The following is a 24,089-nucleotide window of genomic DNA, read 5'->3' as shown; positions in this document are numbered from 1 at the left end:
CTACCTGCATGAAGAGGAGCGGTACCGCCGCTGCTTCTCGTCGGAGGGTGGTACCTCACCGGGGACATCGCCAAGCGTGATGCGGACGGATACTACTGGTTCGTGGGCCGCGGTGACGATGTCATTAAATCCTCCGGCCACCTCATCGGCCCCTTCGAGGTGGAAAGTTCGCTCATGGAGCACCCGGCTGTGGCCCAGGCCGGGGTCATTGGCGTCCCCGATCCCGTTGCAGGGGAAGTGGTCAAGGCGTTCGTGGAGCTGCGGAACGGGTGGGAGCCCTCAGAGGAGCTTCGCCTGGACATCATCGGCTTCGCCCGCAAGCGGCTCGGCGCCGCGGTGGCCCCGCGGATGGTCGAGTTCACCACGGCGCTCCCGAGGACGCGCAGCGGGAAGATCCTGCGCCGGCTCCTGAAGGCGCGTGAACTGGGGCTTCCCGAAGGGGACACCTCCACGATTGAAACCCCGCAGGAGGCACCATGACCGCCGTGGCAGGGCGCATCAGCGCGGACCAGGCCGCCCTGGCGCGGCACCTCCTTTTGCAGATGCTGCGCGTCAGGCGGCTCGAGGAAAAATGCGTCGAACTCTACAGTGAGGCAAAAATCCGTGGCTTCCTGCACGTCTATATCGGCGAAGAAGCCGTTGCCGCAGGCGTCCTGGACAACCTCCAGGGGGAGGACGCCGTCGTCGCGACCTACCGGGAACACGGGCACGCACTGTTGCGGGGCGTCCCCGCGGGCGCCATCCTCGCCGAGATGTACGGGCACGTCCAGGGATGCTGCCGCGGCCGCGGCGGCTCAATGCACCTTTTCGACGCCGGGACCCGCTTTTTCGGCGGCAACGCCATCGTCGCGGGCGGGCTGCCCATCGCCGTCGGCCTTGCCCTGGCAGACAAAATGGCCGGCCGCTCCAGGGTGACCGTCTGCTTCTTTGGCGAGGGCGCCGTAGCGGAAGGTGAGTTCCACGAGAGCCTCAACCTGGCCGCCCTGTGGCAGTTGCCGGTGCTCTTTTGCTGCGAAAACAACCTGTATGCGATGGGCACGGCGTTGGGGCGCTCCGAATCCCAGACGGACATTGCACTGAAGGCGGCAGGCTACGAACTGGCGGCCTGGGCGGTGGACGGCATGGACGTGCTCGCCGTCCATGAGGCTGCCCGCCGCGCCGTGGACGCGGTTCGTTCCGGCGCCGGGCCGCACTTCCTGGAACTGCGGACGTACCGATTCCGGGCCCATTCCATGTTCGATCCCGAACGCTACCGGGAGAAGGCGGAGGTGGCGCACTGGCTGGAGCGGGACCCCATCACCCTGCTCCGCAACGCCCTGGGGGACGCGGACCAGCTGGCCGAAGCGCAGTGGACGGAGCTGCAGCGGGAGGCCGACGCCGAGGTGGCCGCGGCCGTCGAATTCGCCGAGGCCGGGACACCGGAGCCGGTGGAGGAACTCACCCGGTTTGTCTACAGCGAGCGGGGCCCGCAATGAAAACCACCTACCGGGAAGCCATCAGGGCCGGCATCCGGGACGCCATGAAGCGCGACGAACGCGTGTTCCTCATGGGTGAGGACGTGGGGGCGTACGGGGGCTGCTTCGCCGTCAGCCTGGGACTTTTCGAGGAATTCGGGCCGGAACGCATCCGCGACACGCCCTTGTCCGAATCCGGCTTTGTGGGGGCGGGCATTGGCGCGGCGCTCGGCGGCATGCGGCCCATCGTGGAAATCATGACGGTCAACTTCAGCCTGCTGGCCCTGGACCAGATCGTGAACAACGCGGCTACCCTCCTGCACATGTCCGGCGGGCAGTTCAACGTCCCCCTGGTGATCAGGATGACCACCGGGGCGGGCCGGCAGCTGGGCGCCCAGCACTCCCACAGCCTGGAAGGCTGGTACGCCCACATTCCGGGCCTGCGCATCCTCGCGCCCGCCACGCTGGAGGACGCCCGCGGCATGCTCTGGACCGCCCTGCAGGATCCGGATCCGGTACTGATCTTTGAACACGGGACCCTGTACAACATGCCGGGAGAGCTCGACGACGGCGCCGGTCCGGTGGACATCGGTACCGCGGCGCTCAGGCGGACAGGGAAGGACGTCTCGCTCATCACCTACGGCGGCACCCTTCCCGCAGTACTCGACGCCGCGGAGCAGCTGGCAGGGGAAGGCATCGACGCCGAGGTGCTGGACCTCCGCACCCTGCGGCCGCTCGATGACGCCGCCATCCTGGCTTCCGTAGGACGCACGCACCGGGCTGTGGTGGTGGACGAGGGGTGGCGCAGCGGCAGCATCTCGGCGGAGATCAGCGCCCGGATCACGGAAGCGGCCTTCTATGACCTCGATGCACCGGTGGGCCGGGTCTGCAGCGCGGAGGTTCCCCTTCCCTATGCGAAGCACCTGGAGCTTGCGGCGCTTCCGTCAGCCGGGCGAATAGTCGCGGCGGCCCGGGAGGTGACGGGCAAGGGTGGGTGATTTCCGGATGCCGTCCCTGGGGGCGGACATGGACCACGGCAAGATGGTCGAATGGCTGGTCAAGCCGGGCGACTACGTCCACCGTGGCGACGTGGTGGCGGTTGTGGACACGGACAAGACGGTCATGGACATCGAGTCCTTCGAGGAAGGGGTAGTGGCCGAACTGCTGGTGGACATCGGCGCCACCGTCCCGATCGGCACCCCGCTTGCCCGCATTACGGCCACGCCCGACGACGGATCACCGGCGGCCGAAAGACCTGCGGGCACGCCTGGGCTGGCCGGGCGGGCGGCAGGTGGTGCGGCTCCGGGCCCGCCGGCTCCGGCAGCCCCGGCAGAGGCGGCACGGGCAGAACACCCCGGCGCCGTCTCTCCCCCGGTGCGCCACCTCGCCCATGTGCTGGGAGTTGATCCGGCCACCGTCCGGGGCACCGGACGGCATGGTGCGGTAACGCGTTCTGACGTGGAACGCGCCGCAGTTCCGGCGGCTGCGGCACGCCCGGACGGGGTAGACGCGGGGGAACCGGGGAGGGTGCGCTCATCGCCGCGCGCCCGGAGGCTTGCCGCCGAGCGCGGACTGGACCTGGCGTCATTCACGGGAACCGGGCCAGGCGGTGCCGTGCGGGAGGAGGATGTGCTCCAGGCAGTGGGCGCCGCGCCATCGACGCCGGCCGCCCCACCGCGGGAGGCCGTCCTGCCGCAGGACGCCGAGGGGATTGAGGCTGAGGCAAAGAAGCCCCCAGCGGAAAGTGTCCAGCCGCCGGAGGGCCGGCAGCGTGAGGCGGGCCTTCGCCGGGCCGTTGGGGCGCTGATGTCCAAATCCAAGCAGACCATCCCGCACTACTACCTCAGCAGCACGGTGGATCTGGCCGCAGCCGTTGCCTGGATGCAGTCCGTGAACCTGCAGCGTCCCGTGTCCTCCCGGCTGGTGGCGTCTGCCCTGCTGCTGAAGGCAACTGCCCTCGCTGCCAAGACGGTGCCGGAGGTCAACGGCTTCTATCTGGACGACGGGTTCCGGCCGAGCTCCTCCGTGCACCTGGGTGTAGCCGTCGCCCTCCGGAAGGGTGGCATTGTTGCCCCCGCCATCCATAACGCGGACACCCTGTCCGTGGACGAGCTGATGGACGGGCTCCGCGACCTCGTGGGCCGGGCCCGGGCAGGTAGGCTGCAACGGGCGGAGATGGCAGATCCCACCATCACCGTGACCAACCTGGGCGATCTTGGCGTGGACAGCGTCTTCGGCGTCATCTATCCGCCCCAGGTGGCCATGGTGGGGCTGGGCAGGGTGATGGAACAGCCGTGGGCCCACAACGGGATGCTGGGCATACGCCCCGTGGTGACGGCAACACTGTCCGCCGACCATCGTGTCAGCGACGGCCTCCGCGGAGCCCGCTTCCTTGCCCGGCTGGACGAGTTGCTGCAGAAACCGGAGGAGTTGTGAACGGACAGGATGCCCGCGCGGCAGTGCACCGGGCCATTAACCAGGTGGCGCCGGACGTCGGGCCGGAGGACCTGGAAGCGGGCGCCCGGCTGCGCCAGGACCTGGAGCTGGACTCGCTGGATTTCCTGCGGCTGGTGGAAACGATCGACACCTCCACCGGCGTAAATATTCCGGAGCGCGACTATCCGCAGGTTTCAACCGTTGGCGGGCTGATCGACTACGTCACTGCGCACGGCTGACCGCCTGGATCAGCGGCTTCCCAGCTTCTCGCGGCCAGGCTCTTCCGCCCGGCTCCGCCTGGCCTCGCGCAGCGCCATCAGCCACGTCCAGCCCCGCCTGGCCAGGTCCAGTGGCTTGCCTTCGATCAGCAGCTTCCGTGTATGCACGTCAAGGAATAAAAGATAGAACGTAAATGCCAAGGCCGTGATGAACGCCAGTGAGGACGCATCGATGGGCAGTTCCACGAAGGACCAGACGGAGAGCTGGTCCTGCGCCCCGAACACCACAAAGAACGTGACGCCGACGTACAGCGACCTGATCTGCCAGTCGTCGCGGATTCCCGTGACGGCCAGGAACGGCAGGAACCAGAGGATGTACCACGGCTGGATGATGGGGGACAGCATCACGACGGCGGTGAACGCCAGCGCCATCCGGCGTACCGCCAGCGAGTAGTCACCCCGGAACATCAGCAGCAGGACCAGCCCGATCGCGGCCCATTTCATGCCCGTCCGCAACAGGGTGGCGAAGGTTCCGCCGGGGAGTCCCAGGACGTTGGCGAGGAACTCCACCTGCTGGCCCAGGAAGCCGGACGGCGAGTAGCCTGTGTACCCCGGGGTGGGGTCCATGATGGCCCAGGTCCAGCCGATGCCAAGGTTGTAGGGGATGCCGCTCAGGACCAGCACGCCGAAGCTGATGCCCGCCGTCGCAGCCCAGATCAGGAACTTGCGCGGCCACGACGCGGACGGGCCCGCCCACATCACACCGATGAACGGCAGCAGGAGCACGGTGATCGGCTTGATGCCGATGGAGGCGGTGACCAGGAGGATGCCCACCAGGTAGCGGCGCGTGGCTGCGAAGTAGACGCCGGCGACGGCGAGCCCCACCATGAGGGCGTCGTTGTGGGCGCTGGCAATAAAGCTGATCAGGAACAGCGGGTTGGCCACCGAAATCCAGAGCGCCCGGGCCCCGTTGATGCCGTGCAGTTCCGCCAGCTTGGGGACATAGATGACGCAGAGCAGGACGCCGGCGCCGGCCAGGAGGCGGAAGAGCAGCACAGACACGTCAGGCTGGGCACCTGTCAGCCCGACCACCCCGCGTGCCAGCCAGAGGAAGTAGGGGCCGTACGGTGTCCGGTTTTCGGCCCACGCAGGGTCGGCCCCCAGCGAGAACCAGTTGCTGAGGCTTGAGATACCCACCTCGTACGGGTTTTGGCCCTCCATCACCAGCCTGCCCTGGCCGGTGTAGGCGTAGACGTCCCGTGAAAACACCGGAACGCAGAAGAGCAGCGGCAGCGACCAGGCGGAGATGGCCACTACTACGGACCGCAGCGCGGACTGTCCCCAGTCCGCCAGCCGCTGGCCCAGCCGAAGCCAGGAACGGATCAGCACCATGGCGCCCACGGTGAGCAGCACGGTGGACACTGTCACTCCCCAGCCTTCCGTGCGGAGGGCAATGACCACTGGCTGGCGGATCATGGGTGAGCCGTTGGCGATCCAGCCCGTGCCGATGGAGCCGGTAAACATCATGAGGGCTCCGATGAAGCCCTCAAGGGTGGCGAGATAGGCGCGGCCGGTGGCCGGGCCGGAGGCTTTAGCCGGCGCGCCCGGCTGAGTCTCCGAAGTCCCGGGGTGTGACCCGCCTGCCGTCATGAGTGTCTGGTCCCTAACTTGGTTACGGCGCTGGTTGGACCAGCAATAAGGCCGCCCTGCAACCCCGCCATTTTATCAGCAGGGCTTCACACTGCCCCTGGGTGACGGACCGCCCGGAAGCCACAGTTTGGCAACAGGCCCGGTGCGCGGCCCCGGCTAGGACATCCTGTCGCTGCGGGCAGTCTGGTTCCGGCCCAGCGACTTGGCCATGTAGAGTGCGGCGTCTGCTGAGGCGATCAGGCGCTCAACGTCCGTTGAGGCGCCGTCGTAGGTGGCAATCCCGTAGCTGGCGGTGGGCATCTCCATCCCGTCCGCCGTGGTCGCCGCGGCCAGGCGGTTGCTGATCGACTCGGCGATGAGTTCCGCCCGTTCGGCGCTGGCGCCCGGGACGAGGATGACGAATTCCTCCCCGCCGTAGCGGCCTACCAGGTCGGTGGGCCGTACTGTGGCAGTGCACGCATCGGCGAAGGTCTGCAGGGCGAGGTCCCCGGCGGCATGCCCGTACGTGTCGTTGACGGACTTGAAGTGGTCCAGGTCTGCCAGGACCAGGGCGCCTGATCCCCTGGCGATGGACAGGTCCGCCAGCTGCTCCGCCGCCATTTCCAGGAAGGCCTTGCGGTTCAGCAGCCCCGTGAGATCGTCGCGGGAAGCCACCACGCGCAGGGCCCTGGTCTGCTGCTCGCTGCTGAGGGCCGCCATGCTGAACGAGACCACCACCAGCAGGACCATGGTCACCAGCGTGGTCACCGCGGAACCGAAGACGCTCTGGAAAACAGGCCCGTCCTGGCCTTCCAGCATGAAGGCACCCCAGCGCAGGAGGTAGAACACGGACAGTCCGCCCGCGGCCACGGCCATGGGGATCCGCACCCGGGAGTAGCCCGGTTCCAGGCGCCACAGTTCACGGGATGCCAGTCCGATGGTAAGGCTCATGGCCGCCAGGAAAACAGGTCCGCCGGACCAGGTATTGGTGGCCGGGTTATCGAAGACCGAGGCCACCAGGGTGGCCAGGGGGATGCCGGTGAAGGCCCATGTGGGCGGCGGCACGGTCCGCAGCGACCGTGCACCCGCCCACACGGCCACCCCGCCGTGCACCAGCAGCACGTTCCCCAGCGGGTTGGCCCAGACCTGGTGGGCCGTGCCGTCCAGCAGGAAGCACGCCGATCCTGCCAGGAAAAACAGCAGCGCCAGGCACCACCAGCCGCTGTACGGCGAGCGCGTCACCCGGTAGGCCGAGAAATAGAAAAGAAACACCAGCACCAGCGCCATCAGGCCGAACGCAATCCGGAGGGTCGCGGTATCCAGAACCATGATTGCCGAAATCCCCCTGATAACGAACAGTGCGCGGACCCCCAGTATCGCACCGGTCGGGGAGGCTGTCAGGATGGCGCTATCGGCAACCCCAGGGCCTAAGGTTGTCAGAACAGCCAGCAGGACTGCCCCGAAAGGCCAGACCCATGTTCCTTCTCTTTGGTTTGAAAACAGTGCTGAACGCGCTGCCCGGCAAACCGGCCACCTGCCAGTACTGCCGCTCGTTCGTCCATCACCGCCTGGAGGAGCGGGCCACCAAGTTCACGCTCTTCTTCATCCCCGTGTTCACCACGTCGCGGAAATACAACATCACCTGCACCAACTGCGGGTACGTTTCGAGCATCTCGGCGCGGCAGAAGCGGGCCCTGGAACTGCAGCGGTAGGCCGGGTCCCCGTGAGGGGCCGCAGCCGGACTCCTAACCGCCGAACAGCGGCGAGAGGGATGTCCAGAACTGCCGGATGCCCAGGACGATGAACAGCAGGGCGCAGATCCCCAGTGCGATGTTGGAGTGGAGCTTGTTGGCCCACGCCCTGGGGATCCGCCGGCCGTTGAGCAGCCCCAGCAGGGTCAGTGCCAGGAACGGCATGAACAGCGAACCCAGTGCCCCGTACAGCAGGATCAGGCCGATCGGCTGGCCCAGCGCGAACAGGACCATGGGCGGGAACGTCAGCCACAGGATGTAGAACCTGAAGTATTTACCGCCCACCCGGGTATCCGGGTGGCCGGACTCCTTGCCCCGCATGTTGCCCCAGAAGTCGGCGAACATCAGGGAGACCCCGTTCCATACGCCGATGATGGAGGAGAAGGACGCGGCCCAGAAACCCACCAGGAACCCGGTTCCCACAACGTCCCCGTATTCCGCTTTCAGCACACCATAGAGGTCCAGCAGCCCTTCGTCGCTGGCGCTGAGGGACACACCCGCGGAACGCACAACCTCCGCACCCACAATGAGCATGGCGATGACGAAGATGCCGGTCATAACGTAGGCCATGGAGTTGTCGATCCGCATGACCTTCATCCACTTGGGCGTGTACCAGCCCTTTTCGCGAAGCCAGTAGCCGTAGGCGGCGAGGGTGATGGTGCCGCCCACGCCACCGGCCAGCGCGAGCGTGTAGAAGATGCCGCCGTCCGTCGAGGGGATCATCGGGATGAGCCCGGCGAGCATCTCCGGAATGTTCGGGGCGGCAATCACGGCCAGTCCCACCACGGTCACGAACATCATGCCCACCAGCACGGCGGTGATCTTCTCGAAGGTGGCGTATTTGCCCCACCACACCATCGCGAAGCCGGCGAGGCCCATCAGGATGGCCCACCCCCACAGCGGCAGGAAAGGGAACACGGCAGCCAGCGGCAGCGCCGCGGAGGACATGGCCGTGGCCCCGTACACGAATCCCCAGATCATGATGTAGGGGCCGAAGTACCAGGTGGTCCATTTGCCCAGGGAACGCCAGCCCTCAAAGATCGTTTTTCCGGTTGCCAGCGTGTACCTGCCGGCCCCTTCGACGAGGATGATCTTCAGGACCACCCCCACAATGACTGCCCAGAACAGGCCGTAGCCGTAGCGGGAGCCCGCCACCAGGGTGGCCACCATGTCAGCGGCACCCACACCTGTGGCCGCCACCACCAGTCCGGGACCGACGATGCGCCACTTCGCCGGACGGCCGCCGTCGTCATCAATCCTGTCCGCATGGCTGACTCCGGGCTGGCTCTCCCTGCCCGCGTTCAACACAGCGTCGTTCCTTGCAGCGGCCTTGCCCACGGCGTCATCGCCCATGGTTCCTCCTCGATTGTCCTGCAGCGTGGAAAACACAACTGCAGCCAACCTATGCCGGAACCGTCGCCCCCTCCAAGGACAACTGGCGGGTGCGGGGCACTTTACGGGAACCCGATGGCCGCTTCCGGGCTCTGGTGGATTCCGCCGGCCGGGGCTAAAGTGGGATCCGCCGGATGACGCCGGCGGAACCAGGGGACCTGATACCGGTCACCCACGGCAGGAGAGGGAGGTGGTTTTGATGACTGTTGCAGCCCCGCGCCCTGAGCGCTCCGCACCCCTCTTCCAGACTCCTTCCCTGTACTGCACCGGCCCCGCCTGACCCTTCCGCGGAGCGCCACAACACCCGGGCCCACCTGCGGCCGGTGCGCAGGGGCTTTCCCTGAGGTATCACAGTGAACACATCGTCAGGCCGTGCCCTGGACAGCATCACCACCACAAACGTCACAACCCCACACAACGCAACTCCAATCGGCCCGCGTGCCTACGGCTACACGCCGGCGGTCGCCCGGCACTTCGACATCCACCCCTTGCCCGGGGCAACGGAGCGGGGCCGGGTGGTCCGCGTGGACCGTTCACTGCTCCTGGTGGCCGCGGGAACAGACCTGCTCCACCTTCCGTATCCGCTGACCGGTGACGCGGCAGTCACCGGCGACTGGGTGTGGATGGGGCCCAACAGGGCCGGGGACCGCCAGGTCCTCGGCGTCCTTCCGCGGCTCTCGGAGCTCAGCCGGAAGCGCGCCTTCGAGGATTCCTCCGAGGCGCAGGTCCTGGCGGCCAACATGGACATGGTGGGCGTGGTGGTCCCCGTGGACCGGCCGTTGACGCACAACCGGCCGGAGCGCACGCTCGTGGCCGCGTGGGACTCCGGCGCCACTCCCCTGGCGATCGTCACCAAGGCGGACCTCGCGGGGGTGGCGGACGACGTCGTCGGGAAGGTCATCCTGCAGGCGGCGGGCGTGGAGGTGGTCACCACCTCAGCGGAAACCGGTGACGGCATCCCCGAGCTGCTGGCGCACATTCCGGCGGGCGGCACCATCGTCCTCCTGGGGCCGTCCGGCGCCGGGAAATCCACGCTCATCAACGCCCTGGTGGGCCGCGATGTCCAGCACACCGGCGAGGTTCGGTCCGGCGACTTCAGGGGTAAACACACCACCACATCCCGCGAACTCGTGCCCCTTCCCAACGGGACGGTCCTCATGGACACACCCGGCGTGCGGGGTTTCGGATTGTTCGACGCCGAGGACGGCATCGGCGGAATGTTCGGCGACATTGAAGCGCTGGCAGGCCAGTGCAGGTTCACGGACTGCGCCCACCAGAGCGAGCCGGGCTGTGCCGTGCAGGAGGCCATATCGGAGGGCGTGCTGGAGGAACGCCGCTGGCACAACTACCTGAAGCTGCAGCGGGAGCTTGCCGCCCTGGCCCGCCGGAGCGACGCCGCAGCGCAGCGGGCCTACCAGCGGGAATGGCACCAGAAAGTGGTCATGGCCGGAAAGTCCCAGCGTTCTGCAGAACGCGACCTCTCTGAACAGCGTGGACGGCAGGACCGGCCGGGGCGCAAGCGGCGCTGAACCACGGCCTGGACCTGACGGGCGGTGCCCTGCAGCTGCGGGGGCACCGCCGGCCGCCGGAGTGGTTCTAGCGGCTGTGTCCCGCGGTGCTGCCGCGGACAACCAGCTCGGCCGGGTAGATGACCGGTTCCAGCTGCTCTTCCGGGTTTTCGATCGCGCGGATCAGGAGCTGACCGGCTGTCACGGCCATGTCCACCATGGGCTGGGTCACCGTGGTCAGGCCCAGGCCGTTGGCGGCAAGGAGGGAATGGTTGTCGAACCCCACAACGGCAACGTCCTCCGGAACCTTGTGGCCCCTGCCCCGCACTGTGTCAATGACCCCAAGCGCCATCAGGTCGGAGGCCGCAAAGACACCGTCAAGCTCCGGCGCTTCGGAGAAAAGGGTCCGTGCAGCGTCGGCGCCGCCCGCCGTCGTAAAGTCCCCGTGGACCACGGGCCCGGGCTGCAGCCCGGCCTCCCGGATACCCTGCATCCACCCCTCCAGGCGGTCAACTGCCGCTGTCATGTCTGCCGGTCCTGCCACCGTTCCGAGCCGGGTGCGCCCGGTGCCGGCCAGGTGGCGGGCGGCAAGCCGGCCGCCCTCAAAGTTGTCCAGGTCCACATAAGGGACCCCGAAGCCCGTGGCCCAGGGCCGGCCGATGAAGACGGTGGGCAGGCCCGTTGTGCCAAGGGTCTCCGCCCAGTCGTCCGCCTCGTGGAACGAGACCACGATCGCGCCGTCGACGTGCCCGCCCCGCAGGTACCGCATGGTCCGGGCGGAGTCATCCCCCGCCCGGGACATCAGCAGCACCAGCTGCATGTCGGTGCCCCGGAGTGCCTCGTTGACGCCGGTGATGACAGCGGCGAAGAAGGGGTCCATCATCACGCGGGCGTCCGGCTCCGGAATGACCAGCGCAATGGATCCGGTACGCCTGGTCACCAGGCTCCGGGCAGCACGGTTTGGTGTATATCCGAGGGCCACGATTGCGGCGTCGACGGCGGCCTGCGCCTCCGGGCTGACCTTCAGCCCGCCGTTGATTGCCCGGGACGCGGTGGAGCGGGACACTCCGGCCGCCGTGGCGAGGTCCTCGAGCGTCGGGCTGGGCCGCCCGGCGTGCAGGAGGCCGGACCGGCGGGACTTTTCGTTCATTACACAGACAATACGACACCCGGCTCCGAAGGCAGCACGGGGTGGGTGCCGGCCGGAATCGCGTTGGCCGCCGCCACCGCCGAGTACCACCAGGCGCTGGCTTTCGGGATGCGTTCCTGGGTTGCATAGTCCACCCGCACCAGGCCAAAGCGCTGGTGGTAGCCGAAGGACCACTCGAAGTTGTCCAGCAGGGACCAGGCCAGGTACCCCCGGACGTCCACGCCGTCCGCGATGGCGCCATGCACTGCCTGGAGGTGGGCCGCGAAGAACCCCAGCCGGTCCTGGTCGTCCACGAAGCCCGCCTCGTCGGGGACGTCATCGTACGCTGCACCGTTTTCGGTGATGTAGATGGGGATCCCGGCCGGACCCGTGTACTCCCCCTGCAGCCTGTTGAGCAGGCGCCGCAGCCCCTCCGGCTGGACCTCCCAGCCCATTCCCGTCACCGGCAGGCCCCGTGGTGCCGAGCGGGCGCCGTCGGCTGCCACGAACGGGGAGGACACCGGGCGGGCTGCCTGCCCCGGAGCCGACGTCGTCTCCTGCCCCGCCTGTTCCCCGGGTCCCGCCGGGTCCTTCGTGAGGGATTCACCGTGGTAGTAGTTGACGCCCAGCAGGTCCAGCGGCGTGGATATGATCTCGAGGTCCCCGTCCTGCACCAGGTCAGCCATTCCAAGGTGCGCCACGTCTGCCAGCAGGTCGGCCGGGTACTCCCCCCTGAACAGCGGGTCCAGGAAGATCCTGTTGAACTGGCCGTCGATCCGCCTGGCCGCGTCCCTGTCGCCCTCGCTGCCGGGATCCCGCGGATCCGGGACCGTCAGGTTCAGGGTGATGCCCACTGAGGCGTCCGGATCCTCGCGGCGCAGCGCACGGGCTGCCAGGCCGTGGCCGAGCAGCAGGTGGTGGGCGGCGGAAAGTGCTGCCCGAGGGTCCTGCCGTCCCGGCGCATGGGCGCCGGCCGCATAGCCCAGGAACGCCGAGCACCACGGTTCGTTGAGGGTGGTCCAGATCCGGACCCTGTCGCCCAGGACGCCGTGCATGAGCGCCGCGTACTCGGCGAAACGGTAGGCCGTGTCCCGGTTGGCCCAGCCGCCCTTGTCCTCAAGCGCCTGCGGCAGGTCCCAGTGGTAGAGGGTCAGCCACGGTGTGATCCCGGCGGCCAGCAGTTCATCCACCAGGCGCGAGTAGAAGGCGATCCCTTCCGGATTGGGCGTGACGCCGTCGGGCATGCAGCGGGCCCAGGACGTGGAGAACCGGTAGGCCTTCATGTGCAGCCGGTCCATGAGCGCCACGTCCTGCTTGTAGCGCCGGTAGTGGTCGCAGGCCACGTCACCGTTGTGGCCGTCGGCCACGGCACCGGGCAGCCGGGAGAACACATCCCAGATGGAGTCCTGCCGGCCGCCGGTGTGTGCTGCGCCTTCAATCTGGTAGGCAGCTGTTGCCGCGCCCCAGAGAAAACCCTCCGGGAACGGAAGTTGGGTGGAACTCATCCTTTGACTGCTCCTTGCATAATTCCGGATACGAGTTGGCGTCCCGCCGCTATGAACAGGAGCAGGAGTGGGACGGTGGCCAGGACGGCACCCGCCAGGACCACGGAGTAGTCCACGAAGTGCGCGGCCTGCAGCAGCTGCAGAGCCACTGGAAGGGTGGGGTTTGACGGGTCGAGGACAATGAACGGCCAGAAGAAGTTCGTCCAGGTGGCCACGAAGGTGAACAGGGCGAGCATGGCGGCCGCAGGGCGCGCGGCCGGGAACCCGATGTACCAGAAGGCCTGGATCATGGACGCCCCGTCCATCCGCACGGCCTCGATGAGTTCATCCGGGAGGGCGTCACGCAGGTATTGGGTCATCCAAAACACGCCGAAGGCGGTCACGACGCCGGGGATGATGACCGCCCACAGCGAGCCGGTCCACCCCAGCTTAGACATCACGATAAACAGCGGGACGACGCCCAGCTGGGTGGGAACCGCCATGGTAGCGATGACGAACACCAGCAGCCCCTTGCTGCCGCGGAAGCGGAGCTTCGCGAAGGCGAATCCGGCAAGGGTGGAAAACACGACGACGGACGCCGCGGTCACGCACGAGACGATCAGGCTGTTGCCCATCGCCTTCCAGAACGGGATGCTGTCAAAGACTTTCGCGGCATTGGCCAGGAAGTTCCCGCCGGGCAGCAGCGGGATGCCGCGGCTCAGGACCGTGTTGTCATGGCTTCCCACCAGGAAGGACCAATAGAGCGGAAAGAGGGACGCCAACAGGACTGCACCCAGGAATCCGTAGGTGAGGAAGCCGGGCCGGCGGTCACTTCCGTGGCCGGACCTTGGTTTCCTGGCACCTGGCCCGCGCCTCGCTGCCGCCTTGGCTGCCCCTTTCCCGGCGGTCTGTTCGATCATGGGGATGGAGCTCACTTGCGGCCTCCCTGGCTTGCGATGCGCTTGGTGATGAGGAAGTTGAGCAGGGCGATCACCACAATGATCAGGAAGAGCAGCCACGCCACGGCAGAAGCCCTGCCGAAGTTGCGCTGGCCCCAGCCGAGTTCCCAGATGTACATGGTCAGCGTCTGCCACTGCCGGTCCGCTCCGCCCAGGCCGGACTGGTCAAAGACCCGTGGCTCATCGAAAATCTGCAGGCCGCCGATGGTGGAGGTGATCACCACGAAGATCACCGTGGGCCGCAGCATGGGAACAGTGACGGAGAAGAACTGCCGCAGCCGGCCGGCACCGTCGATCGTCGCCGCCTCGAACACGTCCCTTGGAATGGCCTGCATGGCGGCGAGGAAGATCAGCGCGTTGTAGCCGGTCCAGCGGAAGTTCACCATGGTGGCGATGGCCAGGTGGCTCGCAACGGAGTCGGAATGCCACCGGACCGGGTCCAGCCCTGCCGCCTTCAGCATCTCGTTGATCAGCCCAAACTGGTCCGCGAAGAGGTTGTTGAAGATCAGGCCTACCGCCACTGGCGCCACCACGAACGGCACCAGGACCCCCATCCGCCAGAACGTCCTGGCCCTCAGGTTCGCGTCCAGCACCGCCGCGATCACCAGGGCGATGACAACCTGGGGAACGGAGGACAGGATGAAGATGCTGAAGGTGTTGCCCACTGCGTTCCAGAAGTAGGGCTGGGATACAACGAAGGCGTAGTTCTCCAGGCCCGTGAACTTCCCCTGCCCGCCGATGAGGTTCCAGTTATGCAGGGAAACCCATGCCGTGTACACCAGCGGGAAAAGCCCGGTGACGGCAAACAGGATGAAGAATGGCGAAATGTAGAGGTAGGGGGAGAGCTTGACGTCCCACTTGGAGACCTGCTGCGAGAAGGCCAGGCGCCGGACACCCTTCGTGTCCTCAGGCGGGGCCTGCCCCGCAGCGCTCCGTGGCCGGACCCGTTCGGTGACAGCCATGCCTAGAGGGACTTCACTGCGGTGACGAACTTCTCCCAGGAGGAGGCGGCGTCGTCCGACTTGTCGACGTCCACGCGGGTGAGGGCCTGCTGCATGGCGTCATTGATGGCGAAGTACTTGGTTCCCTTGAACGGGGTCACGTCAACAGCCTTGGCGCGTTCGGCGAAGATCTGGCCGGTAGGGGCGCCGTTGAAGAACTCGTTGGTCTGGCCCAGCAGTTCCGGGCTTTCCAGTGCCTCCTTCTGGCTGGGGAAGGTGCCCTTGGCGGTGAATGCCTTGATCTGCTGCTCAGGCGCGGTCAGCCAGCCTGCCAGGTTCTTGGCCTCGGCCTGGTTCTCGCTCTGGGTGGGAACCGTCAGGTAGGACCCGCCCCAGTTTCCGCCGCCGCCGGGGAAGACGTTGGCAACGTCCCAGCCGGTGACCCCGGCTGCGTTGCCTTCGATGACGCCGAGCATCCAGCCCGGGCAGAGGGTTGTTGCGAAGGCGCCGGTCTGGAATCCGGAGGCCCAGTCGTCGCTCCACTGGCTGAGGTGGGCGGACAGTCCGTCCTCGGTGGAGGCCTTAAGGACCTGGTTGTAGGTGTCCTTGACCTTCTGGTTCTCCGTCGCGATGACGGTGCCGTCCTCCTCCTCGTACACCTTTTCCAGCTGGTTGCTCATGCCCTGGTAGATCGCCCCTGCCGAGTCGAACCAGGCGGAATCGGGGCTTGCGGCCTTGTAGGCCTTGCCCGCTTCGAAGTAGCTGTCCCAGGTGGTTCCCAGCATCGCGGCAACTTCCCCACGTTCGGTGGGCATGCCGGCCTTCTTGAGCAGCTCGGCGTTGTAGCAGACGGCCTCAGGGCCGGAGTCGGTGCCGTAGCCAAGCAGCTTGCCGTCAGCGGTGGTGGCGGCCTCGGCCTTCCAGTCCAGCCAGCGTCCCTCGACGGCGGGGTCGGAGAGATCTGCAAAGCGGTCCGGATACTGCAGGAGTTCCGGAAGCCAGTCCACCTCTACGGCCTCGACATCGGACAGTCCCGAGCCGGCGGCCAGCCGGGTGGTGAGGTTGTCCCGGGCTTCGTTGGTGGTTGCCGCCTTCTTGTGCTCGATGGTCACGTTGGGGTTCAGCTCTTCGTATTCTTCGAAAAGCTCCTCGTAGCCGAACTCGTTGAAGGTGCCCACCGTGAGAGTTACGGGGCCGGAGCCGGTGGCGTCGTTCACGCCACCCTTTTCCGGAGCGGAGGATCCGCAGGCGGACAGCGACAGGGCCAGGCACGCGGCCGCAGCCGACAGCACGGAGAACTTGGTTGGGTTTTTCACAGGAAAGACTCCTTCGTCAGGTAAAAATGCACTGCCGACCGGCACAACGGTCGAAGGCGAAAGGTGGTGAGCGGTAGAACTGGGCCGGACCGTGGTCCGAAGGTGGGAGCGCTCTCACCACATGGTGTCCCACCTCACAACTCCTTGTCAAGACGCCGTAGGAGCGCTTCCACCGCACCCTTGCCGGTGCCCTTCAGCGGTGTTACGCTTCCCCGACGAGAGCGCTCCCACCGCCGCAGCTTTTTCCTGCCGCCCAGGCTCGACGAATCCCACCAACGAACAGGACCAGCAATGCCGCTAGCCCACGTCCCCCTTTCTCCGCGCGCCGACAGGCCGCACGGCCCGCACCCTCGCAACCATGGCCGTCGCCGGCACGTCGCCGGCACCGTCGCACTCCTGGCCGGCCTGGTCGCCAGCGGAGGGACCGTGGCCGCCGCCGCGCCGGGCACTCCCCCCGTTGCGCAGGCATCGGTGCAACAGGCTCCCGTACCGAAGGCTCCCCCTGCCCTTCCCCAGGCTGCCGAGCCGGACTTTGGCCCCAATGTCCGGATCTTCGACCCCAGCATGCCGGTGGCCGAGATCCAGGCAACCGTAGATTCCATTGCTGCCGAACAGGTGGACGATGAGATGGGATCCAAACGCTACTCACTGCTGTTCAAGCCGGGAACCTACGGCACCGCCGAGGAGCCGCTCATCGTCCAGGTGGGCTACTCCACCGAGGTGGCGGGGCTGGGCGCCTCCCCCACGGATGTCACCATCAACGGGCATGTGGACGTCTACAACCGGTGCCTTACTGCGGATAACTGCATCGCCCTGAACAACTTCTGGCGGTCCCTGTCCAACCTCACCATCAACGTCACCGGCCTCGAGGGCTGCCGCAGCTCCGCGAATTTCTGGGCGGCCTCGCAGGCGTCGCCCATGCGGCGGATCAACATCACTGGCGGCAACCTCTCCCTCATGGACTACTGCACCGCCGGGCCGCAGTACGCCAGCGGCGGCTTCATCTCCGATTCGAAGACGGGCGATGTCATCAACGGCTCGCAGCAGCAGTACTTCGTGCGTGACAGCAGCATTGGCAACTGGTCCAACGGCGTCTGGAACCAGGTCTTCTCCGGGGTGGACGGAGCGCCGGCGCAGTCCTTCCCCAACCCGCCGTACACCACACTCGCCGGCACACCGATCAGCCGGGAGAAGCCCTACCTCACCATGGATTCTTCGGGTGAGTACAGTGTGTTCGTTCCCGCCGTCCGCATGGAATCCTCCGGGACCACCTGGGAAAACGGCCCGACGGCGGGGCGCAGCATCCCGCTGTCGGACTTCTATGTGGCCCGCCCCTCGGATTCGGTCAAGACCATCAACTCCCAGCTGGCACGCGGCAAGAACCTGCTGCTCACCCCCGGGGTCTACGGCATTGATGAGAGCATCGAGGTCAAGAGGGCCAACACCATCGTCCTGGGACTGGGCATTGCCACCCTCACCGCCGTCAACGGCGCCGTCCCGCTGACCGTTGCGGATGTGCCCGGCGTGGACATCGCAGCCGTTACGATCGACGCCGGCGACGTGAATTCACCCGCGCTCATGCGGATCGGCAAGCCGCGGCAGGGCGAGGGCAGCGGGCCTGCCAGCTCGGCCGTCCACACTGATCCTGCCAATCCCACCACGCTCCATGACGTGTTCTTCCGCATCGGCGGACCGCACGTGGGCAAAGCCTCGGTCAGCCTGGAGGTCAACAGCGACAACGTCCTCCTGGACCACATTTGGGCCTGGCGCGCCGACCACGGCAACGGGGTGGGCTGGACCACCAACACCGGCCGCAACGGCGTAATCATCAACGGCGACAACGTCACCGCCACGGGCCTTTTCGTGGAGCACTACCAGGAGTACAACGTCATCTGGAACGGCGAGAACGGCAGGACCGTCTTCTTCCAGAATGAGCTGCCCTACGACGCGCCCAACCAGGCCGCCTGGCAGCACGACGGGGTCCTTGGCTGGGCCGGCTACAAAATCGCAGACTCCGTCACAACCCACGAACTCTGGGGCGGCGGCAGCTACGTCTACAACAACGTGGACCCCACCATCCACGCCACCCGGGGCTTTGAGGTGCCGGTGACGCCGGGCGTGAAGCTGCACAGCCTGCTCACGGTCAACCTGGGCGCCGGCACCCTGGACCACGTCATCAATGACACCGGCGCTCCCGTGTCAACGGACGCCGTCGGTGTGCCCAGCTACGTCCCCAGCTTCCCGTAGGCGGGGTGCGCGGACGGACGGTTAAGCCCGTCCGCGCACACTGCTGGCCACACGCTTGGGGCCGCGCTCCCTAGAGCTCGGGTGCGTGCTCTTCGGGCAGGGCGCCCTCGTCCTCGGGGTGCCTCTTGAGGTTGACCAGCGCGAGTGCCAGCCCGCCCCAGACAGTGAGGATCGCAATGATCATCATGGTGATGGCGATGGGTGTCATGGTGCCGCCTCCTGTGCATCCTCTTTGACCACGTCGTCGTATTCGGGGTCATGGTGGGCTTTGGAAGTGCGGCTCCAGGGAATGGCCGTCAGGATGAGGGCCAAAACCACCAGTGCGCCGGCCATGCCCCAGCCAAACAGGCCCACGAACCACTCGGGGTACCCCTCGTAGGTGGTGCCGATCTTGCTGATGAACTCGTTGGCCACCATGTAGATCAGGGCGAGGGGCACCACCCCGGCCACCAGCACCATCCACGCCCGCCCCATCTTGATGGTTGAGACGCGGTTCAGGTGGGCCGAGAGCAGCGGCAGCTTGCGCAGGAACCACGCGAGCACCACCACGGTGACCAGCGCGCCCAGGGTGATTCCGAAGCTGTTGACGAAAGCGTCCGAGGTATCCAGCAGGTAGAGGCCCGTAGCAGTGGGGAACAGGCCCAGGGAGACAGCTGCCACCAGCACGCTGACCACCACTGAAGCCTTGACCCGGCCCCAGCCGAGCTTGTCCTGCACGGCGGCCACGATTACCTCCAGCACGGAAATGAGGGAGGTGATTCCCGCGAACACCAGCGATCCGAAGAAGAGCACGCCCATGAGCCCGCCGAAGGGTGCCTGGGACACGATGGTGGGGAATGCGACGAAGGCAAGGCCGATGCCCTGGGTCACGACGTCGTTCACGCCCGTGCCTGCTGCCTGTGCCATGAACCCCAGGGCCGCAAAAACACCGATGCCGGCGAGGATTTCGAATCCGGAGTTGGAGAAGGCAACCACCATGCCGGAACCGGTAAGGTCCGTCCGGCGCTTGAGGTAGGACGAATACGTAACCATGATGCCGTAGCCCACGGACAGCGAGAAGAAGATGTGTCCGTAGGCTGCAGCCCACACAGAGGGATCTGCGAGTGCGGCCCAGTCCGGCGTGAAGAACGCGTTAAGGCCTTCCGCTGCGCCGGGAAGGAAGAGCGACTGGACCACCAGGAGAAGGAACATCACCATCAGCAAGGGCAGGAGGATGGAGTTGGCGCGGGAGATGCCCTTGCGGATTCCGGCCACCATGATGACGATGACCGCCACCCAGACCAGCAGGAGCGGGAAGAAGACGGACGGCACGTAGGTGAAGCCGATGCCCGGGGCCTCCGCAACAGCCAGGAAGTTCCCGAAGAAGTAGCCCTCGGCGTCGTCACCCCACGCCTCCGTGAAGGAAAAGATGGTGTACATCAGCGACCAGGCGATGATCACTGCGTAATAGGCCGCGATGACGAAGCACACCAGCACCTGCCACCATCCCAGCGGCTCGGCTGCACGGTGGAGCCGGCGGTAGGCCAGCGGCGCAGACCCGCGGAACTTGTGGCCCACGGCGTAATCGAGGAACAGCAACGGGATGCCGGCCGTCAGCAATGCCACCAGGTAGGGGATCAGGAAGGCGCCGCCGCCATTGTCATAGGCGATATAGGGAAAGCGCCAGATATTGCCCAGGCCGACCGCCGAGCCAATGGCCGAGAGGATAAACAGCCGGCGCGAGGAGAACGTCTCACGCTTCGCCGGAGCGGCCTGGCCCTGCGACGGTGAGCCGCTCATGCCTCCACACCTCCGGCCGCGCCTGGGCCCGGCACGGCGCCGGCGGGTCCGCAAAAGCATTCTGGCCGTTTCATGAGGGCTCCCTCTCAGGTCACGTCGGAGAAACGCAGGCTACTCGGGGACTTTACTGCCCGCCGGGGCTGCGCGAAAGCCCTGGTGCTCCGCATGCCCCCGGATCACCCGCACCCCCCTCCGCCGGGAGTAGGGTTCCACCATGGACATCATCCTGGTTCCCGGTTTCTGGTTGGACGCTTCGTCGTGGGAGAAGGTGTCACCGGCCCTTGAGGCGGCGGGCCACCGGCCACACCCGCTCACGCTTCCCGGGATGCAATCCGTCGACGCAGACCGCTCCGGCATCGGCCTGCGGGACCACATCGATGCCGTGGTTGCCGCCATTGATGCCTTGGACAACAAGGTGGTGCTCGTGGGCCATTCCGGCGGCGGCGCCATCATCCACGGCGCCCTGGACTCCCGCCCGGACCGGGTGGAACGTGCGGTCTACGTGGACAGCGGGCCACTGGGTGAGGGCGGCGTCATCAACGATGAACTGCCGGCCGACGGCGACGACGTTCCGCTGCCGCCGTGGGAAGCGTTCGAGGACGCCGACCTGGTGGACCTCGACGACGGCCTCCGCGAGGCTTTCCGGGCACGGGCCATTCCGCAGCCAAGGGGCGTTGCCTACGACCAGCAGCATCTGCAGGACGACAGGCGCTACGACGTGCCCGCCACCGTCATTGCGTGCGAGTTCCCGTCGTCGCTGCTGCAGGAGTGGATTCAGGGGGGCCACCCCTTTGTGGCGGAGCTTTCCAGGATGCGGGACGTGGAGTACGTGGACCTGCCCACCGGCCACTGGCCCCAGTTCACCAAGCCAGCGGAACTGGCCCGGGCCATCACGGCTGCCGTGGACAGGACGGCTACCAGCTAGCCGGAGCTTAATTTTTTCCCAATCCCTTGCCTGCGGGCATCCTCGAATCCATAATAAATGAATGTCATTCATTTATTCCTCCCCGCCAGCCTCCCCGGACGCCGCTGCCACCGACGCCACGGCCACCCACATGCCTGCCGAATGGGAAGCCCACCAGCGCACGTGGATGGCCTTCCCCCCGCCCAACGACACCTTCGGCGAAGCAGGAAGCCCCACCCTGGACCGCGCCCGCGCCGCCTGGACCAAGGTGGCGCAGACCATCGCCCGCTACGAACCCGTCACTGTGGTGGCCGACCCCCGCGACGCCACCGCAGCCCGCGAATGGCTCGGCGACGGCATTATGGTGCTCGAGGTTCCCCTCGACGATGCCTGGCTGCGGGACAGCGGACCCACCTTCGTGCACCGGCCGGACGGCTCGCTGGCTGCGGTGGACTGGATCTTCAATGGGTGGGGCGCCCAGGAGTGGGCCGCGTGGGACAAGGACAAGGACGTCGCCCGCACCATCGCAGCGGAAAGTTCCGTAACCGTCAGGTCCAGCTCCCTGGTCAACGAGGGTGGCGGCTTCCATGTGGACGGTGAAGGGACCGTGCTGTTGACGGAAACCGTCCAGCTGGATCCCAGCCGCAACCCGGGAGCCACGAGGGACTCGGTGGAGGCTGGGATCCACGCCGTGCTGGGCACCACCAAGGCCATCTGGCTTCCCCGCGGACTCACCCGCGACTACGGCGAGTTCGGCACGCGCGGTCACGTGGACATCGTGGCCGCCTTCGCCGGCGCGGGCACCATCCTGCTGCACCGCCAGGACAACCCCTCCCACCCGGACTACGAGGTCTACCGGGAACTCCGGGACGTCCTGTCGGGCGAGGTCGACGCCCAGGGACGGCCCCTCCGGATCATCGATGTTCCAGCCCCCACCGCCCTGAAGGACGAGGAAGGCTTTGTGGACTGGTCCTATATCAACCACTACGTGGCCAACAACGTGGTGGTCCTGTGCGCCTTCAACGATCCCAATGACGCCATTGCCGCCGGCATCCTGGAGCGCGCCTACCCGGGCCGCACCGTGGAACTGGTGGACGCGCGCGATATCTTCGCCTTTGGCGGCGGCATCCACTGCATCACCCAGCAGCAGCCGGCAGCTGGCGGAGGTGCGGCGTGATGCCCTCCGGGACGGCCGGCTCGCCTGGCACCCAGGGCAGCTTCGACGTCGTCGAGGCCTCCCTCAGCGAACTCCGTGCGGCACTGGAGGACGGGAAGGTCACCAGTGAGGAACTGGTGCGGTTGTACCTGGCGCGGATCGCGAAATATGACTCGTCCGGAATACGTCTGAACGCGCTGGTGGTGATGAACCCGGACGCCATAGCCGACGCGCGGGCGTCCGACGGACGCCGTGCCCGCAACGCCACGCTGGGCCCCCTGGACGGCATCCCCTACACCGCGAAGGACAGCTACCAGGCGACCGGCCTCACCGTGGCCGCGGGGTCCCCCGCCTTCAAGGATTTGGTGGCCCGGAGGGACGCCTTCACCATCGGACGGCTGCGCGCGGGCGGTGCCGTCCTGATCGGGCTGACCAACATGCCGCCCATGGCCAACGGAGGTATGCAGCGCGGCGTATATGGGCGCGCCGAGAGCCCCTACAACGCGGACTACCTGACGGCAGCCTTCGCCTCCGGATCCTCCAACGGGTCCGGAACGGCCACGGCCGCCAGCTTCGCCGCCTTCGGGCTGGCGGAGGAAACCTGGTCCTCCGGCCGGGCGCCGGCGTCGAACAACGCCCTCTGCGCCTACACCCCGTCCCGGGGCGTCATCTCTGTCCGCGGCAACTGGCCGCTGGTGCCCACCATGGACGTGGTGGTGCCGCACACCCGGACCATGGCCGACCTCCTGGAGGTACTGGATGTTGTGGTGGCGGATGACGCAGAAACCCGGGGCGACTTCTGGCGGGTCCAGCAGTGGGTGCCGATCCCCAGGGCCTCCGAAGTCCGCCCCGCCTCCTACCTGGACCTCACGGTCCGGGACAGCACCGCCGCCGGGAAGGTGCTCGCCGGCAAGCGGCTGGGGATCCCCCGCATGTACATCAACGCGGACCCGGAGGCCGGAACGGCCCCCGGTGGCGGGATCGGCGGCCCCACCGGGCAGCGCATCGAAACCCGGCAGTCCTTCATCGACCTGTGGAACGCCGCGCGGCAGGACCTCGAAGCCGCCGGCGCCCATGTCGTCGAGGTCGATTTCCCGGTGGTGTCCAACTACGAGGGCGACCGGCCCGGCGCGCCCACCATCGCCACCCGCGGCCTGGTGCCGCCGGAATACCTGCGCCGCGAGATTGTGGACCTCTCAGCCTGGGCCTGGAACGACTTCCTGGATGCCAACGGGGACCCGGACCTCTGCCGGCTGGCCGACGTCGACGGTGCTGCCATCTTCCCCGCTCCGGACGGTTCCCTGCCGGACCGGTACCACGGGTTCGACGACGACATCAGCGACTATCCCGCCTGGATCCGGAAGCACGGGGTCCCCTCCCTCGTGGACATCCCCCACCTGGCCGAGGGACTGCGCGGGCTGGAGGAAACACGCCGCGTTGACCTGGAGCAGTGGATGGACGGCCTGGGCCTCGACGCCGCGGTCTTCCCGGCAGCCGCCGACATCGGCCCCGCCGACGCGGACCGCAACGGGCGCTCGGCAGACCTGGCGTGGCGCAACGGCGTCTGGGTGTCCAACGGCAACCTGGTTCCGCGGCATCTCGGCATTCCCACGGTGACGGTCCCCATGGGGCTTGCCGGGGACATCGCCATGCCCGTGGGCCTGACCTTTGCCGGCAGGGCTTACAGCGATACAGCCCTGCTGCGGCTTGCTGCCGCGTTTGAAGCCACCGGCAGGCGCAGGCTTCCGCCGCCCCGCACAAGCGGGTGACCCGGCAGGTTTACAAC

The 24,089-nt window shown here is 67.1% G+C and carries 21 protein-coding genes; 11 read left to right on the top strand and 10 right to left on the bottom strand.

Annotated elements, in window-relative coordinates; genetic code table 11:
• Positions 1 to 174 precede the first annotated feature (174 nt).
• Genes AC4BCK_RS00345 through AC4BCK_RS00325 form a run of 5 tightly spaced genes read left to right on the top strand, consistent with a single transcriptional unit; the run spans position 175 to position 4,129 of the window.
• The gene (locus tag AC4BCK_RS00345; protein ID WP_400511471.1) at positions 175 to 480 is read left to right on the top strand and encodes an AMP-binding enzyme; all 306 of its coding nucleotides are present in this window, start codon (positions 175 to 177) and stop codon (positions 478 to 480) included.
• Positions 477 to 1,475, top strand: a complete 999-nt coding sequence (gene pdhA / locus AC4BCK_RS00340) for a pyruvate dehydrogenase (acetyl-transferring) E1 component subunit alpha (protein WP_343045014.1) — start codon at positions 477 to 479, stop codon at positions 1,473 to 1,475. Before AC4BCK_RS00345 ends, pdhA begins: the two co-directional genes overlap by 4 nt.
• Positions 1,472 to 2,452, top strand: a complete 981-nt coding sequence (locus tag AC4BCK_RS00335) for an alpha-ketoacid dehydrogenase subunit beta (protein WP_400511472.1) — start codon at positions 1,472 to 1,474, stop codon at positions 2,450 to 2,452. The genes pdhA and AC4BCK_RS00335 overlap by 4 nt, the downstream gene beginning before the upstream one ends.
• Positions 2,445 to 3,890, top strand: a complete 1,446-nt coding sequence (locus AC4BCK_RS00330) for a dihydrolipoamide acetyltransferase family protein (RefSeq protein WP_363936471.1) — start codon at positions 2,445 to 2,447, stop codon at positions 3,888 to 3,890. Before AC4BCK_RS00335 ends, AC4BCK_RS00330 begins: the two co-directional genes overlap by 8 nt.
• Positions 3,887 to 4,129: an acyl carrier protein gene (locus tag AC4BCK_RS00325; protein WP_174180792.1), complete on the top strand. Its 243-nt coding sequence runs from the start codon at positions 3,887 to 3,889 to the stop codon at positions 4,127 to 4,129. Before AC4BCK_RS00330 ends, AC4BCK_RS00325 begins: the two co-directional genes overlap by 4 nt.
• Positions 4,130 to 4,138: 9 nt before the next feature.
• On the opposite strand, the gene mptB is transcribed toward AC4BCK_RS00325, so the two are convergent.
• Together mptB and AC4BCK_RS00315 are read right to left on the bottom strand one after the other, a co-directional pair.
• The gene (gene mptB, locus AC4BCK_RS00320; RefSeq protein WP_490566444.1) at positions 4,139 to 5,758 is read right to left on the bottom strand and encodes a polyprenol phosphomannose-dependent alpha 1,6 mannosyltransferase MptB; all 1,620 of its coding nucleotides are present in this window, start codon (positions 5,756 to 5,758) and stop codon (positions 4,139 to 4,141) included.
• A 156-nt stretch (positions 5,759 to 5,914) separates the two neighbouring features.
• Positions 5,915 to 7,066 carry a GGDEF domain-containing protein gene (locus tag AC4BCK_RS00315; protein ID WP_490566443.1) on the bottom strand — a complete coding sequence of 384 codons (1,152 nt, stop codon included), beginning with the start codon at positions 7,064 to 7,066 and terminating at the stop codon, positions 5,915 to 5,917.
• Positions 7,067 to 7,212: 146 nt separating this feature from the next.
• On the opposite strand from AC4BCK_RS00315, the gene AC4BCK_RS00310 reads away from it, so the two are divergent.
• A complete protein-coding gene (locus AC4BCK_RS00310; RefSeq protein WP_174180798.1) occupies positions 7,213 to 7,449 on the top strand; it encodes a zinc-ribbon domain-containing protein in 237 nt (78 codons plus the stop codon).
• A 33-nt stretch (positions 7,450 to 7,482) separates the two neighbouring features.
• Here AC4BCK_RS00310 and AC4BCK_RS00305 read toward each other — a convergent pair whose 3' ends face one another.
• Complete coding sequence (locus AC4BCK_RS00305; RefSeq protein WP_251421283.1) at positions 7,483 to 8,841, bottom strand: Nramp family divalent metal transporter; 1,359 nt, start codon at positions 8,839 to 8,841, stop codon at positions 7,483 to 7,485.
• 392 nt (positions 8,842 to 9,233) lie between these two features.
• Here AC4BCK_RS00305 and rsgA point away from each other — a divergent pair, with 392 nt between their 5' ends.
• Positions 9,234 to 10,409, top strand: a complete 1,176-nt coding sequence (gene rsgA, locus AC4BCK_RS00300; protein ID WP_490566442.1) for a ribosome small subunit-dependent GTPase A — start codon at positions 9,234 to 9,236, stop codon at positions 10,407 to 10,409.
• 67 nt (positions 10,410 to 10,476) lie between these two features.
• On the opposite strand, the gene AC4BCK_RS00295 is transcribed toward rsgA, so the two are convergent.
• The 5 genes from AC4BCK_RS00295 to AC4BCK_RS00275 are packed head-to-tail and all read right to left on the bottom strand — an operon-like array spanning position 10,477 to position 16,217.
• A complete protein-coding gene (locus AC4BCK_RS00295) occupies positions 10,477 to 11,538 on the bottom strand; it encodes a LacI family DNA-binding transcriptional regulator (RefSeq protein WP_174180802.1) in 1,062 nt (353 codons plus the stop codon).
• Positions 11,538 to 13,022 carry a glycoside hydrolase family 1 protein gene (locus tag AC4BCK_RS00290; protein WP_364320517.1) on the bottom strand — a complete coding sequence of 495 codons (1,485 nt, stop codon included), beginning with the start codon at positions 13,020 to 13,022 and terminating at the stop codon, positions 11,538 to 11,540. Before AC4BCK_RS00290 ends, AC4BCK_RS00295 begins: the two co-directional genes overlap by 1 nt.
• Entirely contained in the window at positions 13,019 to 13,936 is a 918-nt protein-coding gene (locus AC4BCK_RS00285; RefSeq protein WP_174180806.1) for a carbohydrate ABC transporter permease, read from the bottom strand. Before AC4BCK_RS00285 ends, AC4BCK_RS00290 begins: the two co-directional genes overlap by 4 nt.
• The gene (locus tag AC4BCK_RS00280) at positions 13,933 to 14,922 is read right to left on the bottom strand and encodes a carbohydrate ABC transporter permease (RefSeq protein ID WP_363936458.1); all 990 of its coding nucleotides are present in this window, start codon (positions 14,920 to 14,922) and stop codon (positions 13,933 to 13,935) included. Before AC4BCK_RS00280 ends, AC4BCK_RS00285 begins: the two co-directional genes overlap by 4 nt.
• Before the next feature lie 2 nt (positions 14,923 to 14,924).
• Positions 14,925 to 16,217: an extracellular solute-binding protein gene (locus AC4BCK_RS00275; RefSeq protein WP_490566441.1), complete on the bottom strand. Its 1,293-nt coding sequence runs from the start codon at positions 16,215 to 16,217 to the stop codon at positions 14,925 to 14,927.
• A gap of 291 nt (positions 16,218 to 16,508) precedes the next feature.
• Here AC4BCK_RS00275 and AC4BCK_RS00270 point away from each other — a divergent pair, with 291 nt between their 5' ends.
• Entirely contained in the window at positions 16,509 to 18,464 is a 1,956-nt protein-coding gene (locus AC4BCK_RS00270) for a pectate lyase-like domain-containing protein (protein ID WP_490566440.1), read from the top strand.
• A 70-nt stretch (positions 18,465 to 18,534) separates the two neighbouring features.
• Here AC4BCK_RS00270 and AC4BCK_RS00265 read toward each other — a convergent pair whose 3' ends face one another.
• Complete coding sequence (locus tag AC4BCK_RS00265; RefSeq protein WP_013599219.1) at positions 18,535 to 18,672, bottom strand: methionine/alanine import family NSS transporter small subunit; 138 nt, start codon at positions 18,670 to 18,672, stop codon at positions 18,535 to 18,537.
• Complete coding sequence (locus AC4BCK_RS00260) at positions 18,669 to 20,243, bottom strand: sodium-dependent transporter (RefSeq protein ID WP_174182144.1); 1,575 nt, start codon at positions 20,241 to 20,243, stop codon at positions 18,669 to 18,671. The genes AC4BCK_RS00265 and AC4BCK_RS00260 overlap by 4 nt, the downstream gene beginning before the upstream one ends.
• A gap of 214 nt (positions 20,244 to 20,457) precedes the next feature.
• Between AC4BCK_RS00260 and AC4BCK_RS00255 the strand changes: the two genes are divergently transcribed.
• The 3 genes from AC4BCK_RS00255 to AC4BCK_RS00245 all read left to right on the top strand — a co-directional run bounded on the left by AC4BCK_RS00255 (position 20,458) and on the right by AC4BCK_RS00245 (position 24,072).
• Positions 20,458 to 21,168 (top strand): alpha/beta fold hydrolase, encoded by a 711-nt coding sequence (locus AC4BCK_RS00255; protein ID WP_251421277.1) that lies wholly within the window; start codon positions 20,458 to 20,460, stop codon positions 21,166 to 21,168.
• Positions 21,169 to 21,229: 61 nt separating this feature from the next.
• Positions 21,230 to 22,324 (top strand): agmatine deiminase family protein, encoded by a 1,095-nt coding sequence (locus AC4BCK_RS00250; RefSeq protein WP_364408794.1) that lies wholly within the window; start codon positions 21,230 to 21,232, stop codon positions 22,322 to 22,324.
• On the top strand, positions 22,324 to 24,072 hold the full coding sequence (locus AC4BCK_RS00245; RefSeq protein ID WP_490566439.1) for an amidase: 1,749 nt from the start codon (positions 22,324 to 22,326) through the stop codon (positions 24,070 to 24,072). The genes AC4BCK_RS00250 and AC4BCK_RS00245 overlap by 1 nt, the downstream gene beginning before the upstream one ends.
• Positions 24,073 to 24,089 lie beyond the last annotated feature (17 nt).

It is taken from the genome of Pseudarthrobacter sp. As-47 (assembly GCF_058215595.1).
This window is presented reverse-complemented; position numbering and strand designations above follow the sequence as displayed.

What these genes read in the sequence shown, in the direction of transcription:
- AC4BCK_RS00345 (WP_400511471.1), top strand. Translation starts at nt 175, where the DNA reads ATGGAGCACCCGGCTGTGGCCCAGGCCGGGGTCATTGGCGTCCCCGAT.
- pdhA (WP_343045014.1), top strand. Translation starts at nt 477, where the DNA reads ATGACCGCCGTGGCAGGGCGCATCAGCGCGGACCAGGCCGCCCTGGCG.
- AC4BCK_RS00335 (WP_400511472.1), top strand. Translation starts at nt 1,472, where the DNA reads ATGAAAACCACCTACCGGGAAGCCATCAGGGCCGGCATCCGGGACGCC.
- mptB (WP_490566444.1), bottom strand. Translation starts at nt 5,758, where the DNA reads ATGACGGCAGGCGGGTCACACCCCGGGACTTCGGAGACTCAGCCGGGC.
- AC4BCK_RS00315 (WP_490566443.1), bottom strand. Translation starts at nt 7,066, where the DNA reads ATGGTTCTGGATACCGCGACCCTCCGGATTGCGTTCGGCCTGATGGCG.
- AC4BCK_RS00310 (WP_174180798.1), top strand. Translation starts at nt 7,213, where the DNA reads ATGTTCCTTCTCTTTGGTTTGAAAACAGTGCTGAACGCGCTGCCCGGC.
- AC4BCK_RS00305 (WP_251421283.1), bottom strand. Translation starts at nt 8,841, where the DNA reads ATGGGCGATGACGCCGTGGGCAAGGCCGCTGCAAGGAACGACGCTGTG.
- AC4BCK_RS00295 (WP_174180802.1), bottom strand. Translation starts at nt 11,538, where the DNA reads ATGAACGAAAAGTCCCGCCGGTCCGGCCTCCTGCACGCCGGGCGGCCC.
- AC4BCK_RS00290 (WP_364320517.1), bottom strand. Translation starts at nt 13,022, where the DNA reads ATGAGTTCCACCCAACTTCCGTTCCCGGAGGGTTTTCTCTGGGGCGCG.
- AC4BCK_RS00280 (WP_363936458.1), bottom strand. Translation starts at nt 14,922, where the DNA reads ATGGCTGTCACCGAACGGGTCCGGCCACGGAGCGCTGCGGGGCAGGCC.
- AC4BCK_RS00270 (WP_490566440.1), top strand. Translation starts at nt 16,509, where the DNA reads ATGCCGCTAGCCCACGTCCCCCTTTCTCCGCGCGCCGACAGGCCGCAC.
- AC4BCK_RS00265 (WP_013599219.1), bottom strand. Translation starts at nt 18,672, where the DNA reads ATGACACCCATCGCCATCACCATGATGATCATTGCGATCCTCACTGTC.
- AC4BCK_RS00260 (WP_174182144.1), bottom strand. Translation starts at nt 20,243, where the DNA reads ATGAGCGGCTCACCGTCGCAGGGCCAGGCCGCTCCGGCGAAGCGTGAG.
- AC4BCK_RS00255 (WP_251421277.1), top strand. Translation starts at nt 20,458, where the DNA reads ATGGACATCATCCTGGTTCCCGGTTTCTGGTTGGACGCTTCGTCGTGG.
- AC4BCK_RS00250 (WP_364408794.1), top strand. Translation starts at nt 21,230, where the DNA reads ATGTCATTCATTTATTCCTCCCCGCCAGCCTCCCCGGACGCCGCTGCC.
- AC4BCK_RS00245 (WP_490566439.1), top strand. Translation starts at nt 22,324, where the DNA reads ATGCCCTCCGGGACGGCCGGCTCGCCTGGCACCCAGGGCAGCTTCGAC.